This is a genomic window from Stenotrophomonas veracruzanensis (genome assembly GCF_032911525.1).
GTDB classification, from domain to species: Bacteria; Pseudomonadota; Gammaproteobacteria; order Xanthomonadales; family Xanthomonadaceae; genus Stenotrophomonas; species Stenotrophomonas africana.
In genome coordinates this window covers 42,448-57,849 of record NZ_JAWJTI010000025.1, presented here as the reverse complement: position 1 = coordinate 57,849, position 15,402 = coordinate 42,448, and the positions used below count along the sequence as shown (strand labels likewise).

General features: G+C 66.6%; 12 protein-coding genes. 8 read left to right on the top strand and 4 right to left on the bottom strand.

The genetic code is table 11. From position 1 onward, the window contains the following. Positions 1 to 288: 288 nt before the first annotated feature. The 6 genes from R1H25_RS14710 to R1H25_RS14685 all read left to right on the top strand — a co-directional run bounded on the left by R1H25_RS14710 (position 289) and on the right by R1H25_RS14685 (position 10,210). Positions 289 to 2,754 carry a GH92 family glycosyl hydrolase gene (locus tag R1H25_RS14710; protein WP_373695567.1) on the top strand — a complete coding sequence of 822 codons (2,466 nt, stop codon included), beginning with the start codon at positions 289 to 291 and terminating at the stop codon, positions 2,752 to 2,754. 96 nt (positions 2,755 to 2,850) lie between these two features. Then, positions 2,851 to 3,900 carry a LacI family DNA-binding transcriptional regulator gene (locus tag R1H25_RS14705; protein WP_049447170.1) on the top strand — a complete coding sequence of 350 codons (1,050 nt, stop codon included), beginning with the start codon at positions 2,851 to 2,853 and terminating at the stop codon, positions 3,898 to 3,900. Positions 3,901 to 4,017: 117 nt separating this feature from the next. Then, positions 4,018 to 5,274 carry an L-fucose:H+ symporter permease gene (fucP, locus tag R1H25_RS14700; protein WP_226053507.1) on the top strand — a complete coding sequence of 419 codons (1,257 nt, stop codon included), beginning with the start codon at positions 4,018 to 4,020 and terminating at the stop codon, positions 5,272 to 5,274. Positions 5,275 to 5,281: 7 nt separating this feature from the next. Then, positions 5,282 to 6,277 (top strand): carbohydrate kinase, encoded by a 996-nt coding sequence (locus R1H25_RS14695; protein ID WP_317223946.1) that lies wholly within the window; start codon positions 5,282 to 5,284, stop codon positions 6,275 to 6,277. Next, complete coding sequence (locus R1H25_RS14690) at positions 6,274 to 7,500, top strand: AGE family epimerase/isomerase (protein ID WP_317223945.1); 1,227 nt, start codon at positions 6,274 to 6,276, stop codon at positions 7,498 to 7,500. The genes R1H25_RS14695 and R1H25_RS14690 overlap by 4 nt, the downstream gene beginning before the upstream one ends. 91 nt (positions 7,501 to 7,591) lie before the next feature. Beyond that, positions 7,592 to 10,210, top strand: a complete 2,619-nt coding sequence (locus R1H25_RS14685) for a glycoside hydrolase family 2 protein (protein WP_317223944.1) — start codon at positions 7,592 to 7,594, stop codon at positions 10,208 to 10,210. Between the two features lie 85 nt (positions 10,211 to 10,295). Here R1H25_RS14685 and mtnC read toward each other — a convergent pair whose 3' ends face one another. From mtnC to R1H25_RS14670, 3 genes are all read right to left on the bottom strand, one after another. Next, positions 10,296 to 10,991, bottom strand: a complete 696-nt coding sequence (mtnC, locus tag R1H25_RS14680; RefSeq protein WP_317223943.1) for an acireductone synthase — start codon at positions 10,989 to 10,991, stop codon at positions 10,296 to 10,298. 3 nt (positions 10,992 to 10,994) lie between these two features. Continuing rightward, a complete protein-coding gene (locus R1H25_RS14675) occupies positions 10,995 to 11,552 on the bottom strand; it encodes an acireductone dioxygenase (RefSeq protein ID WP_094001930.1) in 558 nt (185 codons plus the stop codon). Between the two features lie 92 nt (positions 11,553 to 11,644). Beyond that, positions 11,645 to 12,286 carry a methylthioribulose 1-phosphate dehydratase gene (locus R1H25_RS14670; protein ID WP_088479935.1) on the bottom strand — a complete coding sequence of 214 codons (642 nt, stop codon included), beginning with the start codon at positions 12,284 to 12,286 and terminating at the stop codon, positions 11,645 to 11,647. 253 nt (positions 12,287 to 12,539) lie between these two features. Here R1H25_RS14670 and R1H25_RS14665 point away from each other — a divergent pair, with 253 nt between their 5' ends. After that, positions 12,540 to 12,914, top strand: coding sequence for a hypothetical protein (locus R1H25_RS14665; RefSeq protein WP_049447157.1), 375 nt, complete (start codon positions 12,540 to 12,542; stop codon positions 12,912 to 12,914). A 152-nt stretch (positions 12,915 to 13,066) separates the two neighbouring features. After that, positions 13,067 to 13,636, top strand: a complete 570-nt coding sequence (locus R1H25_RS14660) for a hypothetical protein (protein WP_317223942.1) — start codon at positions 13,067 to 13,069, stop codon at positions 13,634 to 13,636. 264 nt (positions 13,637 to 13,900) lie between these two features. On the opposite strand, the gene R1H25_RS14655 is transcribed toward R1H25_RS14660, so the two are convergent. Beyond that, positions 13,901 to 15,328 (bottom strand): amino acid permease, encoded by a 1,428-nt coding sequence (locus R1H25_RS14655; protein ID WP_088479926.1) that lies wholly within the window; start codon positions 15,326 to 15,328, stop codon positions 13,901 to 13,903. Positions 15,329 to 15,402 lie beyond the last annotated feature (74 nt).

Sequence of the window (15,402 nt, the reverse complement as noted above, 5' to 3'; positions counted from 1 at the left end):
GACCCACCCCGCCATCCCACGGATAGCCGGCTTTTGCTGTTGCTTCGGCTTCGGCTTCGGCTTCGGCAGGTGCAGGGCGCAGCCCTGCCGAGCACCCCCTCTCATGCTGCGCCGCAGAATGCATTCGGCTGAAGCCGCATGCTCTACTTGAATCGATCTAAATCCACGGTCGCGTGGGTCGGGCGTCATTCCAGGGGGAGCTCTCTGCCGGTCACGGCGGGGCTCAGCGGAACGGTGCCGGAAGGCCCCGGCCGTCAGCCTCCGCATTATCGACTACAGGAACCCGACATGCGTCCAGTGCCGTCCGCTCCCGCCGTCCCATCGACCTCGCGCCCGCTGGCGCGCCTGGCCTGCCTGCTGGCGCTTTCGGCCGTGCCGATGCTGCTGCAGGCGGCACCGGCGGCGCTGGAGCGTGAGGTCAACACCTTCATCGGCAGCAAGGACGACGGCAATACCTTCCCGGGCGCGTCGGCACCATTCGGCCTGATCCAGGTCAGCCCGATCGGCAGCCACTATTCCGGCTGGCGCTATGACGATGAGAAGATCCGCGGGTTCGGCCACTCCTTCATCTCCGGCGCCGGGTGCTGGGAGCAGGGCGGGCAGGTATCCATCCTGCCGGTCACCGGCAGCATCGGTCCCGGCGGCGATTTCGATACCGGCAACGCCAAGCAGTTCGACCACAAGGCCTACGCCTCGAACTACACCCATGACGGCGAGATCGGCCAGGCCGGCTACTACAAGGTGCGGCTGACCAGCTACGGCGGCATCGATGCCGAGGCCACCGCGCGTACGCGCGCCGCCGCCGAGCGCTACACCTTCAGCCAGCGCCAGGGCGATGGCCACGTGCTGGTCAACGTCGGCCAGGCCAACGAACGCCACTCGGTGATCGGCAGTGTGGTCGACGTGGTCGGCGACCGCGTGGTCGAAGGCAAGCTGGTCACCAAGAGTTTCTGTGGCGGGCACCAGTACACCACCTGGTTCCGCATCGAGTTCGACCGTCCGTTCAAGGCGCATGGCACCTGGGGCGAGGGCGGTGGCCTGCCCGGCGCGCGACACAGCATGGAAGGCGAGCAGAAGCCGAACGGTGCCTGGCTCAGCTTCGACCTGGCCAAGGGCCAGTCGGTGACGGCGGTCAGCGCAATCTCGCACGTGGATGCCGAAGGCGCGCGCATCAATCTGCGCGCAGATGGCATGCAGGCTGGAGCGCTGCTCGGTTTCGACCGCATGCGTGCGTTGTCGCAGCAGTCGTGGCGTGAGCAGCTGGGCCGGGTGCGTGTGCAGGGCGGCAACGCCGACGACCGCGCCGTGTTCTACAGCGCGGTCTACCACGCGCTGCTGCAGCCGATGACCGGCAACGACGCTGACGGCCGCTACCGTGGCTATGACGATGGCATCCATCGTGCCGATGGCTGGACCTACTACGAGTACTTCTCGCTGTGGGATACCTACCGCGCGCAGAACCAGTGGCTGGCACTGACCCGCCCGGACGTGGCGCGTGACATCGGCCGTACCCTGCTGGCGATCGACGAGCAGGGCGGTTGGCTGCCGCGCTGGGGCTATGCCAATTTCGAGACCAACATCATGACCGGCGATCCGGTTACGCCGTTCATGGTCGATCTGTGGCGCTTCGGCGCGCTCAAGGGCCGTGAATCGCAGGCCTGGGATGCGCTGCGCCGCAACGCGTTCGGCACGCCGCCGCTGAACTCGCGCATGGCTGGCCGCTCCGGCAACCCGACCTATCTGGACAAGGGCTACGTGGTCTACGACCGCGCGTTCCCGTCCAAGGGCATGGACGTCGATCCGCATCACGGCGGTTCGGCGACGCTGGAATACGCGCTGGCGGATTGCGCGCTCTCGCAGATGGCCGATGGCCTCGGCCACGCGCAGGACGCGGCGACGCTGCGTGAGCGCGGCCGCAACTGGCGCAAGGTGTGGGACCCTCAGGTGCGCGACGCCGAGACCGGCTTCACCGGTTTCCCGCGCCCGCGCACCGAAGATGGCCAGTGGTACACGCCGGCCGATGGCCACTACAGCCCGCGCTCGCATCACGGTTTCCATGAAGGCACGGCGTGGCAGTACCAGTGGCTCGCGCAGCAGGACGTGCCGGGCCTGGTCGAAGCCATGGACGGCCGCGAACAGGCCGGCCGCCGCCTCGATGCCTTCTTCGCGATGGACGCGCTGCAGGCCGACCCGCTCAATGCCGCCCGCAAGGAGTGGGTGGTGGGGCCGTACAGCTACTACAACCAGTTCCGCTACAACCCGAACAACGAGCCGGACCTGCACTCGCCGTGGCTGTACACGCTGATCGGCCAGCCGTGGAAGACCGCGGCCGTGGTGCGTGCCGCGCAGCAGCTGTTCACCAATGCGCCCAACGGCGTGACCGGCAACGATGACCTCGGCACGATGTCTGCCTGGTACCTGTTCAGTGCCATCGGCGTGTACCCGGCGGTGCCGGGCAGCGGCCAGTTCCTGCTGCACACCCCGCGCTTCAGCAAGGTGGAAGTGGACATGGGCAATGGCCGCACGCTGCGCATCGATGCGCCGGGTGCCGATGGCCGCCGCCTGCAGTACGTGCAGGGCGTGCAGGTCGATGGCCAGGCGCATGCACCGGTGTGGCTGGACTGGAACCGGCTGCAGCAGGGCCCGCGGCTGCAGTTCGCGCTCGACGCGAAGGCGCCGGAGCAGGGCTGGGGCACGGCGGTGAAGGACCTGCCGGTGTCCTGGTGCGCGGCACCGGGCAGCCAGCTGCGCTGAGACGGACTGTGCCGTTCGCGGTGACCCAGCGAACGCCACGGCACGACAGGGCCCTGATCCATTAGGCTTGAGCATCCAGCGGAGTCCGGGAAGACGATGAACGACAACGGCAGCAGTCCCAGCAAGCGCGCCGGCAAGGCGGTGACGGTGACCGACATCGCGCGTGCCATCGGCGTGTCACGGGCAACCGTGTCGCTGGTGCTGCGCGGCAGCCCACTGGTCAACGTCGATACCCGCGCCAAGGTCGAGGCCGAACTGCGCCGCCAGCGTTATGTCTACAACCGCGCGGCGGCCAACCTGCGCCGGCGCACGTCATCAAGCATCGCGCTGGTGATCAACGATCTGTCCAACCCGTTCTTCGCCGAATTCGCCTCCGGTGTGGACGAGGCGCTGGGTGGACGCGGTTACGTGACCCTGCTGGGCAGTACCGGTGAATCGCCGGAGCGCCAGCAGGCGGTGTTGTCCACGCTGATGGAGCACACCCCGGCCGGCCTGATCCTGTCACCGGCCGAGGGCAGCGATACCGCGCAGTTGCGGCAGGCGTTGGGCGCCAATGCCAACGTGCTGCTGTTCAACCGCGAGCTTGAAGGGGCTGACTGGGATTTCCTCACCCTCGACAACCAGCACGGCGCCTATCTCGCCACGCGCCACCTGATCGAGCGCGGCCATCGCCAGATTGCTTTCTTCGGCGGCCACGCCGCATCGAGTTCGTGCCACCAGCGCCGTGCCGGTTTCCAGCAGGCGCTGGCCGAGGCCGGTCTGTCGCTGCCGCCGGGCTGGATGATCGAATCTGCACCGAACCGTCTGGAAGCCGCCGCGCGCACCGATGAGTTGTTTGCCGACGGCCATCGCCCGAGTGCGGCGGTCTGCTACAACGACACCGTCGCGCTGGGCCTGATGCTGGGCCTGAATTCGCGTGGCATCCGTCCGGGCGGCGATTTTGCCGTTACCGGTTTCGACGATATTTCCGAAGCTGCGGTGGCGGTGCCGCCGTTGACCACGCTCACCGCCGACCCGCGCGAGCGTGGCCGCCAAGCTGCGGCGCTGCTGCTGCAACGACTGGACGAACCGGACGCGCCGCCACGGCGCACGGTCGCACCGGTGCAGCTGCGCATCCGCGAAAGCAGTGCAGCACGGCCGAACTGATTCCTTCCATACACCCCTTCCACGCAACAACGACCTTCCGCGCAACGAGGCGCGTACCGCATGCCGATCTCCGCAACGCCCCGTCCACCGGGTTCCTCCAGCAGCCAGGCACCGGTCATGAATGCCCGTGCTGCTCTGGCGGTCGCCACCACCATCTTCTTCATGTGGGGCTTCCTGACAAGCCTCAACGACGTGCTGATCCCGCATCTGAAGGCGGTGTTCGAGCTGAACTACACCCGCGCGATGCTGGTGCAGTTCACCTTCTTCGGCGCGTACTTCCTGATGTCGGTGCCGGCCGGTCGGCTGGTGGCCCGTCTGGGCTACAAGAAGGGCATCATCGCGGGCCTGCTGATCGCAGGCGTGGGCGCGCTGGGCTTCTGGCCGTCGGCCGCGCTGCGCACCTACGAAGCCTTCCTTGCATCGCTGTTCGTGCTGGCCAGCGGCATCACCGTGCTGCAGGTCGCTGCCAATCCTTACGTCGCGCTGCTTGGCCCGGAACAGACCGCATCGAGCCGTCTGACCCTGGCGCAGGCGCTCAATTCGCTGGGCACCACGCTGGCACCGCTGTTTGGTGGCTTCCTGATCCTCAGCACCGCAGTGAAGAGCGGCGATGAGATCGACGCGATGCCGGTGGCCGAGCAGATGGCCTACCGTGCCGCCGAGGCGCAGTCGGTGCAGGGCCCGTACGTGGGCCTGGCCATCGCGCTGGTGCTGCTGGCGGTGTTCGTCTACCTGTTCCGCCTGCCCAGCCTGACTGAGTCGACCGAGCAGGCCGACAGCGGCCACCACACGCTGCTGGATGCCCTCAAGCACCCGCACGTGCTGTTCGGCGTGCTGGCCATCTTCTTCTACGTCGGCGCCGAAGTGTCCATCGGCAGCCTGATGGTGAACTACCTGGCGCTGCCGGAGATCGGCGGCATGACCGAACAGCAGGCCACGAACTACGTGTCGGCCTACTGGGGCTGCGCCATGGTCGGCCGTTTCGCCGGCGCGTGGCTGCTGGCCAAATTCTCGCCGCGCCGCCTGCTGGCCGGTTTCGCCGCTGCCAACGTGGTGCTGCTGGTCGTCACCCTGACGTCGGGCGGCAAAGTCGCGCTGTACGGCATCGTGGCGACCGGTCTGTTCAACTCCATCATGTTCCCGACCATCTTCTCGCTGGCCATCGAACGCCTGGGACCGTTGACCAACAAGGCCTCCAGCCTCTTGATCATGGCCATCGTCGGCGGCGCGATCATCCCGCTGCTGCAGGGCATGCTGGCCGACCGCATCGGCCTGCACCTGAGCTTCGTGCTGCCGGTGATCTGCTACGTCTACATCATTTTCTACGGTCTTGTGGGCTCGCGCCCGCCGGCTGTCCGCACGCAGGGAGGCTGAGTCCGGAATGGGTTCCATCGTTTGCTTCGGCGAAATTTTGATCGATCTACTAGCGCAGCCGCCGGCCTCGGCCGATACGCCGCGCGCGTTCCTGCAGTACGCCGGCGGGGCGCCGGCCAACGTTGCCGTGGCGGCAGCGCGACTGGGCGCCAAGACCCAGTTCGTCGGCATGCTCGGCCGTGACATGTTCGGTGACTTCCTGGCCGACAGCCTGGTCGAGCACGGCGTGGGCACGGATTACATCGTGCGTACCGATGCGGCGAAGACCGCGCTGGCCTTCGTCGCGCTCGACGCCAGTGGCGAGCGCAGCTTCAGCTTCTACCGCCCGCCAGCGGCAGACCTGCTGTTCCGTGACAGCGATTTCCAGGCCGCCTGCCTCGACAGCGCGCAGTGCTTCCACGTCTGCTCCAACAGCCTGACCGAGCCGGCCATCGCCGAGGCGACCTTTGCCGGCATGGATCGTGCCCGTGTGGCCGGTGCGGTGGTCAGCCTGGACCTCAACCTGCGTCCCGCGCTGTGGCCGGCCAACGAGGACCCGACGCCGCGCCTGTGGCAGGCGCTGGAACGCGCCGATCTGGTGAAGCTGGCGCGCGAGGAGCTGGACTACCTGGCCGCGCCGCTGGGCGCTGATGGCGAGGCGACGGTGCTGCGGCGCCTGCTGGCCGCGCAGGCGCGCTGGGTCATCGTTACCGACGGTGCGGCTACGCTGCATTGGTACACCCGCGACAACCACGGCACGGTCACCAGTTTCCGCGTGGCCACGGTCGACACCACGGCTGCTGGCGATGCCTTCGTCGGTGGCGTGCTGGTCGGCCTGCTGGAGCGCGGTGGGGCGGGCGCTGGTTTCGCCGCGTTCTGCCAGGACCCGGAGGCGATCACCGCCACGCTGCGCTTCGGCGCCGCCGTGGGAGCGCTGGCTGTTACCCGCAAGGGCGCGTTCGCCGCGATGCCCTCGCTCGATGAAGTGCAGCAGCTGCTGCAGGCCCAGGACATTACCGCATGAGCGCCTCGCCCGATTTCCGTTCGCCCGCGTTCCTGCGCGCGCATATCGCCGACACGATGGCGTTCTACCACCCGCGCTGCATCGATCCGGACGGTGGCTTCTTCCACTACTTCCGTGATGACGGCAGCATCTACGATGCCAGCCACCGCCACCTGGTGAGCAGCACCCGTTTCGTCTTCAACTACGCGATGGCCTACCGCGAGTTCGGCAATGCCGAATACCGCGAGGCCGTCGAGCACGGCGTGCGCTACCTGCGCGAGGTGCACCGCAACCCGGCCACCGGCGGCTATGCCTGGACCCTGCGCGATGGCAAGGTCGAGGACGACATGAACCACTGCTACGGCGTGGCGTTCGTGCTGCTGGCCTACAGTTGCGCGCTGAAGGCCGGTATCGAACAGGCGCGTGTGTGGATGGACGAGACCTGGCAGCTGCTGGAAGCGCGCTTCTGGGAGCCACAGTACGGCCTGTACAAGGACGAGGCCGATGGCCAGTGGAACTTCACCGGCTACCGCGGCCAGAACGCCAACATGCACATGTGCGAGGCGATGCTGGCGGCGTTCGAGGCCAGTGGCGAGCAGCGCTATGTCGAGCGCGCGTTGCAGCTGGCTGACAACATGACCCGCCGCCAGGCCGCCAAGGCCGGTGGCCTGGTCTGGGAGCATTATGATTCCAACTGGGAAATCGACTGGGACTACAACCTGGACGACCCCAAGCACCTGTTCCGCCCGTGGGGCTTCCAGCCGGGCCATCAGACCGAATGGGCCAAGCTGTTGCTGATCCTCGATCGCCACGTGCAGGCGGACTGGCTGGTGCCGACCGCGCAGCACTTGTTCGATGTGGCCGTGGCGCGCAGCTGGGACGACGCCCGGGGCGGCTTGTACTACGGTTTCGCGCCGGAATCGCGCCGGCAGCCGGGCATGGATGGCGCGCCGATCGGTGGCGACAGCTTCGTCTGCGACGACGACAAGTACTTCTGGGTGCAGGCCGAAACGCTGGCCACCGCCGCACTGATGGCCAAGCGCACCGGCGATGACCGCTACTGGCAGTGGTACGAACGCATCTGGGCGTATTCGTGGGAACACTTCGTCGACCACCAGTACGGTGCCTGGTTCCGCATCCTCGATGCCGACAACCGCAAGTACAGCGACGAGAAGAGCCCGGCCGGAAAGGTGGATTACCACACCATGGGCGCGTGCTACGAAGTGTTGAACGTGGTGCGCTGAAGATCGTTCGAATGCAGCAGTGCCAGGCCATGCCTGGCAATCCGAAATCGGTAGCGCCGGGCGACGCCCGGCGGAAAAACAGGAGCTCCGCGTGCACCGTCTTTCCCTCGTTGTCCGTCTGCTCCTGCTGCTGATTGCAGCGTCCGCTTTCCCGGCAACGGCGGCGCCTTTGCAGGCGCAATGGCAGTTCCGCATGCTGCCTGGCGATTCCCAGGGTGCTGCCCATCCGGGCCTGCAGCAATGGCGTGCGGCGAAGGTGCCGGGCAGCGTGCACACCGACCTGCTGGCGCATGCACTGATCCGCGATCCATACGTCGGTGCGCCTGAGGCCGAGCTGCAATGGATCGGCCTGGCGGCCTGGGAATACCGGGCCCGCTTCGACGTGGATGCGGCGACGCTGGCCAAGCCCAATGCCGAGCTTCGCTTTGACGGGCTGGATACCTATGCCGAGGTCAGCCTCAACGGCAAGCCGCTGCTGCGTGCAGACAACGCGCACCGCACGTGGCGTGCGCGCGTGGAAGGGCGTCTGCGCGCGAACGACAACGAACTGCAGATCGTGTTCCGATCGCCCATCCGCACCCTGCTGCCGGGCGTGCAGGCGATGCCGCACAAGATTGCCGGCAACTATCCTTCGCCCTATGGGGATGAGCCCAAAGACGCGATGGTCGGCAACTTCGCGCGCAAACCGGCCTACCACTTCGGTTGGGACTGGGGCCCGCGCTATGTCACCGCCGGCGTCTGGCGCGGGGTCGACCTGCAGGCCTGGGATACGCACCGCCTGACCGATCTTGCCGTGCGCACCGATGCATTAAGCGCGGAACAGGCGAAGCTGGCGGTGTTGCTGCAGGTGGAGCAGGGCAACGCTGCCGGTTCTGCGGTGGTCAATGTCGATGTGCGCGATCCGCAAGGCCGCAGCGTGGCCCAGGTGCAGCGCACGGTGCTGTTGAAGCGCGGCCAGAACGCTGTCGAAGTACCAGTCGAACTGGTCAAGCCGCAGCGCTGGTGGCCGGTCGGCCACGGTGCACAGGACCGCTACACCGTGCAGGCCCGCCTGGATGATGGCGCCGATGCAACGCGGGTGCGCGAGCAGCGCATCGGCCTGCGCACGGTTGAGCTGCGCCGTGAGGAAGACGGCAAGGGTGGACAGGGCTTCGCCTTCGTCATCAACGGTGTGGAGATCTTCGCCAAGGGCGCCAACGTCATTCCGTTCGATGCGTTCCCCGCACGCGTCGATGCCGCACGCCTGCGCCAGGTGCTGACCGCCGCACGCGACGCCAACATGAACATGCTGCGCAACTGGGGCGGTGGCTACTACGAGGACGATGCGTTCTTCGACATCGCCGACGAACTGGGCCTGCTGGTCTGGCAGGACTTCATGTTTGGCGGCGGCATGCAGCCGGGTTACGATCCAGCTTTCCGTGCCAGCGTGACGGCCGAGGCGCGCGACAACGTGCGCCGCCTGCGCCATCACCCCAGCATCGTGCTGTGGTGTGGCAACAACGAGGAAGAAACCGCCTGGAAGGACTGGGGCCACGGCCGCGACCTGAAGGCGGCCGACCCGGCGTTTGCAGCGAAGGTGTGGCAGGGCTATGTCGACCTGTTCGGCAACGACCTGCGCCAGGTGGTGGGCGAGGAGGGGCTGGGCGTGCCGTACTGGTCCAGTTCGCCCAGCAACGATCTGGACGAGAAAGCCAACGACTCCACCCGCGGCGACAAGCATTACTGGCAGGTCTGGGGCAATCCGGCACTGCCGGTGCAGGCCTACCTGCGCGAGACGCCGCGCTTCATGTCCGAGTACGGGCTGCAGGCGTGGCCGTCGGTAGCGACGGTGGACCAGATCGCCACCCGTGCCGAGCAGCGCATCGACAGCCCGGTGATCCGCGCGCACCAGAAATTCATGGCGGGCGAGGGCAACAGTCGCCTGCTGCATTACATCGAACTGGGTTACGGCACGCCGAAGGACTTCGAGGACTTCGTCTACCTCAGCCAGGTGATGCAGGCCGATGGCATCGCGCTGGCGGCGCTGCATCATCGTGCCTCGCGGCCGTACACGATGGGTTCGCTGTACTGGCAGCTCAACGACGTCTGGCCGGGGGCCTCGTGGTCCAGCGTGGACTACTTCGGTCGCTGGAAGGCGTTGCACTTCGCGGCCCGGCGCTTCTTTGCGCCGGTGACGGTGGCCGTGCTGCGCGACGAGGGCAGCACACGGGTGCGGTTGCTCAACGACGGTGCCGCGCTGGATGCACGTTGGCGGCTGCGGGTGATGGATGTGGACGGCAAGGTGCTGCGCCGTCGCGAGGACGCGGTGACGTTGCCGGCGGCGGGCGTCATCTCGATCGGTGATTTCGGCGATGCCGAGCTGCTGGCCGGTGCCGATCCGAAGCGCACCGTGGCGGTATTCGAGCTGCTGCAGGATGGCAAGGTCAGTGCGAGCCAGGTGGTCGGTTTCGTCGAGGCCAAGGACCAGGTGCTGCCGCGGCAGAAGCTCAAGGCCACCTTGTCCATCGAAGGCGACCACTATCGACTGCGGCTGGAAAGCGCGGCCTACGTGCGCGCGACGTGGATCGATTTCGGTGCGCTGGATGTGCAGGTCGAAGAGAACCTGCTGGACCTGTTGCCCGGCGAAACCCGCGATATCGCGGTGCGTGGCCCGGTGGACCTTACGACCCTGCGCGAAGCAATGAAGCTGAAGACCCTCAACGATCGTTGAGGGCGGCGCATCCCGCATTGGTGGGTGCCAACCTTGGTTGGCACACCCGGAACATGCCAACCAAGGTTGGCATCTACCCGTCGCTTTACAACTGGATCTGCTGGAAATTCTCGACCCGCTCATGGCCGTTGGCGGCCTGGCCGATGCGCGGCATCGGGTAATCATCCAGGCGATCGATCAGGCGGGTCTGCAGGCCGGCTTCGCGGGCGGCGTCCAATTCCTCCACCACATCGGACAGGAACAGGATCTCGCCGGCCGGCACGCCGATCGCCTGCACGATGCGGCGGTAGCTGTCGGCCTCTCGCTTGCCGCCGATCTCGGTATCGAACCAGCCCGACACCAGCGGGCTGAGGTCACCGGCATCGCTGAAACCGAAGAACAGCTTCTGCGCCGGCACCGAGCCGGAGGAGTACACGTACAGCGGCAGGCCGGCAGCGTGCCAGCCCTTCAGCACCGGCGCCACTTCCGGGTAGAAGTGCGCGGTGTAATCGCCGCGACGGTAGCCTTCGTCCCAGATCAGGCCCTGCAGTGCCTTCAGTGCGGTGTGCTTGCGGTCCTGGTCGATCCAGCCCTGCAGCGTCTCGGCCACCAGGGTGTCCTGGCAGGCGCCGCCGATCTCGGCAGCCACCGCGTCCAGCCAACGGCGGACCTCCGGCTGCTGGCCATGTTCGGCGACGAACGCCGGCAAGGCCTTGCGGGCATAGGGGAACAGCACGTTCTTGACGAACGAGATGCTGCTGGTGGTGCCTTCGATGTCGGTCAGGATGACGCGGGGCTGCATGGATCAGGACGCCTGGGTAGGTACGTAGCGGGGGAATTTCTGCGCGATGTCGGTGCCAGTGAAATGGCCGACCCAGCCGTCCGGCTCGGTGAAGAAGCGGATCGCCACGAAGCTGGGCTCATCGCCCATGTCGAACCAGTGGGTAGTGCCATCGGGCACCGCGATCAGATCGTCCTTCACGCACTCGATCTCATAGACCTTGTCGCCCACGTGCAGGGTGAACAGGCCGGAGCCTGCGACGAAGAAGCGCACCTCGTCTTCCTTGTGGAAGTGCTCGTCGAGGAACTTCTTGCGCAGCTCGGCGCGGTTGGGGTTGTCCGGGGCGATCGAGGCCACGTCCACGCTCTTGAAGCCGCGCTCCGCCACCAAGCGGTCGATGTCAGCGCGGTACGCCGCGAACACTTCATCCTGGCTGGCGCCCGGCGCAACCGGTGCGGTGGCCTGCCAGCGTTCGAAGGTGACACCGATCTTCTGCAGTTCGGCAGCGATGACCGCGCCGTCCTGGGTGTCCAGCAGCGGCGATTCGGGGCGGGTGTCGTCGTAGATGCGCAGTCGGCTCATGGCGGCAGCTTGAACGTCTCGGGGGGAAGACAGGGTAGCAGGGTGGGGGCGAGGCGCAGATTCCGGATCGGCATCTGCGCATGCGCGCGGGTTCAGCCGCGCAGCTTGCGCAGTTCCAGTTCGCAGTGGAACAGGAACTCGAACGCTTCCAGGTGGCGGCGTGCTTCGGCCATGTCACGGCCCCAGGCGTACAGGCCGTGGCCGTCGATCAGGTAGCCCCAGAGCGGCTGGCGATCGAGCAGGTCATCGACCTGCGCCGAGAGCACGTTCATGTCCTGGGTGTTGGCGAACACCGGCACGTCGATGGCCATCTCATGGGTGCTGTTGCCGGCAAAGGCCTTCAGCAGTTCATAGCCTTCCAGGCGGATGTGGCCCTGCGGCGCATACAGCCGCGAGGCGATGGTCTGCACCGGCGAATGGGTGTGCAGCACGCAACCCACTTCGGGGAAGCGGCGGTACAGCTGGGTGTGCAGCAGGGTTTCGGCGGACGGGCGCAGCGGGCGGCCGACGGCCTGGCCGTCGAAGTCCACCACCATGATGTCGTCCTCGATCAGGCGGCCCTTGTCCTTGCCCGAGACGGTGATCGCCGCATGGCGGTCGTCCAGGCGGTGGGAGAAGTTGCTGCTTGTGGCCGGGGTCCAGCCGGCGTGGGCCAGTTCGCGGACGTTGTCGATCAGCAGCTGGGCCAGTTCGCTCAGGCGCGCGGTGTCGTACGGGAAGGTGGGGGTGTCCATGGCCGCCATTTTACGTGATCCGGCCCGTAGCTGGGCCTGCTCGAAAGCTGTTGGTCTGCTGCACGCGCGAGGCCGCACAGTGCGCTGGAAGGGGCCGGGTTGGGTTTGGATCGAGGCAGGCCAAGCGCTGGCTGAATGGGGAGGTTAGCGTTCGCGCTGGAAGCGATTCCGGTCGTGGACAGTCTTGCTGTCGGCAAACACCATCGGAGTGCCGCAGGAGTTCCGGGCGAGCATCAAGGACAGGAGAACTACGATGATCACGCGCGCGATGGTGTTTCTGGGGGTGATCAGTGTCGTGCTGGCCAGCAGTGGCTGCGCGATGGAATGGGTGAGGATGGATGCAGCGGCGCCGCCGTTCGGTGCCACCCACGCGGGCTGCCGGGCCCAGGCCGGCGAGCACTGGCCGGTGCGGAACGAAGTGGCCACGCGCACGGTCTACGAGGACCAGCGGGTGCCCTGCAGGCTTGATGAAGTCTGCGCCATTGACGGCAAGTACAACATGGTACCCATGCCGAAAGAGGAGAGTTACATCGTGGACGTCAATGCGTCCGACCGCAGCAGCGAGTTCAATGCCTGCATGGCCGGTGCCGGCTGGCAGCAGCAGCTCATCTGGTTCAATCGCCGCTAGGCGGGGCCGGCGCAGCGGACGACGGCTGCTCGACAGGTTGCTGCTCAACGGACTCGAGGCAACAGTGGCCAGCGGAGAATGACGTGGCTCTGCGAACCGTTTAGGCGTTGAGGCTGGAGACGAGCAGGGAGCAGGACAAGAACACGTACGACGTGGATGGAAAGTATGAGCGCGTGCAGCGGCCGGAAATCGAGAGCGGCGTCCTGGACGTGAACCAGGGCCGCTACCGTGGCGCACGCACCTGCAGCATGTGGAACTGGGAACCGGTCGTAACAGGAGCGCTGGTTGTGGCAACCGGAACCGGAAGCGGCGCGTTAGCACCGCGACATGGCAGGGAAAGGATGATGGAGATGGGTACGTGTATGCGAATGGCCGTGGCTGCGGGGCTTGCGCTGTTGACCGGCGGTTGTGCGACCGAATGGGCACGCTTCAGCGACCATGCCGATCCGCTGGATGAGTCGCGTTGGCGCTGCAGGGCAGAGGCCAACGAGAAGTGGCCGGAGAAGATGGACGTTGTCGAGCGCACCGAGGAGATCGAGGTGCTGACGGTCTGCAAGGAAGGCGAGACATGCGACGTGGATGGCAAATACAAGAAGATGCTGATGCCAAAGACCGAGCGCTACACCGTGGACGTCAACGCCAAGGAGAATCACGAGCACTTCATGGGCTGCATGGGCGGCGCAGGCTGGATACAGAAGACCATCTGGTTTGGCCGCAGATGATCATCGTCGGGCGCCTTGGTCGCTGGGAATGACCATCATCCACGCATGGCGTGGATCTACCGGACGTGCCGGGAAAGTGTCAGGGGCGGGGAGGCATGGGTTCGCGGGGGTGTCCGCGGCATGGATGCCGCGGCCAAGCCTCCAGGGATGGATTCACGGCGTCCCCCGCTAACCCATGTCTCCCCGCCAAACCCTCAACCCAGCTGTTGCTCTGGAAGTTGCTCCGGCTCCGGCGGGTGCAGGGCCGCAGGCCCTGCAATCCCTTTATTTCGCGCGCAGGCGGCTGTGCCGGAACCCGTAGCAGAAATAGATCACGAAGCCGACGAACGTCCATACACCCATCAGCATCCAGTTGTGCATCGTCATCGCCGACAACAGCGCCAGGCAGCTCAGCACGCCCAGGCTGCAGATCAGCCACGCCATCGGCATGCGGAACGGCCGCGGCAGGTCGGGCTGGGTGCGGCGCAGGATCAGCACGCCGGCGCACACCGCCGCGAATGCGATCAGCGTGCCCATCGAGGTCAGCTCGCCGAGGATGTCCAGCGGGAACAGCGCCGCCAGCAAGGCGATGCCGATGCCGGTGATCACGGTGTTGATGTGCGGGGTGCGGTACTTCGGATGAATCTTGGTGAACACCGGCGGCAGCAGGCCGTCGCGACCCATGATCATGAAGATGCGCGGCTGGCCGATGATCATCACCAGCACCACCGAGGACAGGCCGACCAGCGCGCCGACCTCGACCACCCAGCGCAGCCAGCCCAGCTGCGGGTGCGCCGCCACGGCAGTCACCACCGGCTCATCGGTGCCCAGCAGCTGGAACGGCACCAGGCCGGTCATCACCGCGGCCATCGCGATGTACAGCACGGTGCAGATCACCAGCGACAGCATCATGCCGAACGGCATGTCGCGCTGCGGATTCTTCGATTCCTGCGCGGCCACCGACACCGCCTCGAAACCGATGTAGGCGAAGAACACCATCGCCGCGCCACGCAGCACACCTTCCATGCCGTACTTGCCAGGGCCTTCGTTGGCCGGGATGAACGGGGTCCAGTTGCTGGTGTCCACGTACTTCCAGCCGACCACGATGACCAGCACGATCAGGCCGGTCTTGAGCACGACCATCGCCATGTTCATCGCCGAAGACTTGCTGATGCCGACGTAGCACAGCCAGGTCAGCAGCAGCACCAGGGCCGCAGCAGGCAGGTTGGCGATCGCGCCGGTCGGGCGCAGCTGTGCGTCGAGCGGGGCACTGACCAGCGCGGCCGGTAGATGGATGTCGAACTGGCTGAGCAGGCTGAGGAAGTAGCCGGTCCAGCTGACCGCCACCGCCGAGGCGGAGACGCCGTATTCGAGCACCAGCATCCAGCCGATGAACCAGGCCGAGAGCTCACCGAAGGTGGCGTAGGTGTAGGTGTAGGCGCTGCCGGAGACCGGCACCATCGAGGCAAATTCGGCGTAGGCCAGCGCGCAGAAAGCGCAGCAGATGGCGGCCAGCACGAAGGACAGCATGATCGCCGGGCCGGCGTGGTTGGCGGCGGCTTGGCCGGTGATGACGAAGATGCCGCCGCCGATCACCGCGCCGATACCCAGGGCGGTCAGGCCCCAGGGGCCGAGGTGGCGGCGCAGGCTGAGGCCGTTGGCGTCTTCATGGGCGGCATGCGGGTGCTTGGTGGCCCACAGTTGCTTGAACATGTGTGGTGGTCTTGTCGAAGCGCGCCACGGGCGGCGCGCGGGGAAAACGGACGGGCCGGCGCGAGGCCGGCCCG

What these genes read in the sequence shown, in the direction of transcription:
- R1H25_RS14710 (WP_373695567.1), top strand. Translation starts at nt 289, where the DNA reads ATGCGTCCAGTGCCGTCCGCTCCCGCCGTCCCATCGACCTCGCGCCCG.
- R1H25_RS14705 (WP_049447170.1), top strand. Translation starts at nt 2,851, where the DNA reads ATGAACGACAACGGCAGCAGTCCCAGCAAGCGCGCCGGCAAGGCGGTG.
- fucP (WP_226053507.1), top strand. Translation starts at nt 4,018, where the DNA reads ATGAATGCCCGTGCTGCTCTGGCGGTCGCCACCACCATCTTCTTCATG.
- R1H25_RS14695 (WP_317223946.1), top strand. Translation starts at nt 5,282, where the DNA reads ATGGGTTCCATCGTTTGCTTCGGCGAAATTTTGATCGATCTACTAGCG.
- R1H25_RS14690 (WP_317223945.1), top strand. Translation starts at nt 6,274, where the DNA reads ATGAGCGCCTCGCCCGATTTCCGTTCGCCCGCGTTCCTGCGCGCGCAT.
- mtnC (WP_317223943.1), bottom strand. Translation starts at nt 10,991, where the DNA reads ATGCAGCCCCGCGTCATCCTGACCGACATCGAAGGCACCACCAGCAGC.
- R1H25_RS14675 (WP_094001930.1), bottom strand. Translation starts at nt 11,552, where the DNA reads ATGAGCCGACTGCGCATCTACGACGACACCCGCCCCGAATCGCCGCTG.
- R1H25_RS14670 (WP_088479935.1), bottom strand. Translation starts at nt 12,286, where the DNA reads ATGGACACCCCCACCTTCCCGTACGACACCGCGCGCCTGAGCGAACTG.
- R1H25_RS14665 (WP_049447157.1), top strand. Translation starts at nt 12,540, where the DNA reads ATGATCACGCGCGCGATGGTGTTTCTGGGGGTGATCAGTGTCGTGCTG.
- R1H25_RS14655 (WP_088479926.1), bottom strand. Translation starts at nt 15,328, where the DNA reads ATGTTCAAGCAACTGTGGGCCACCAAGCACCCGCATGCCGCCCATGAA.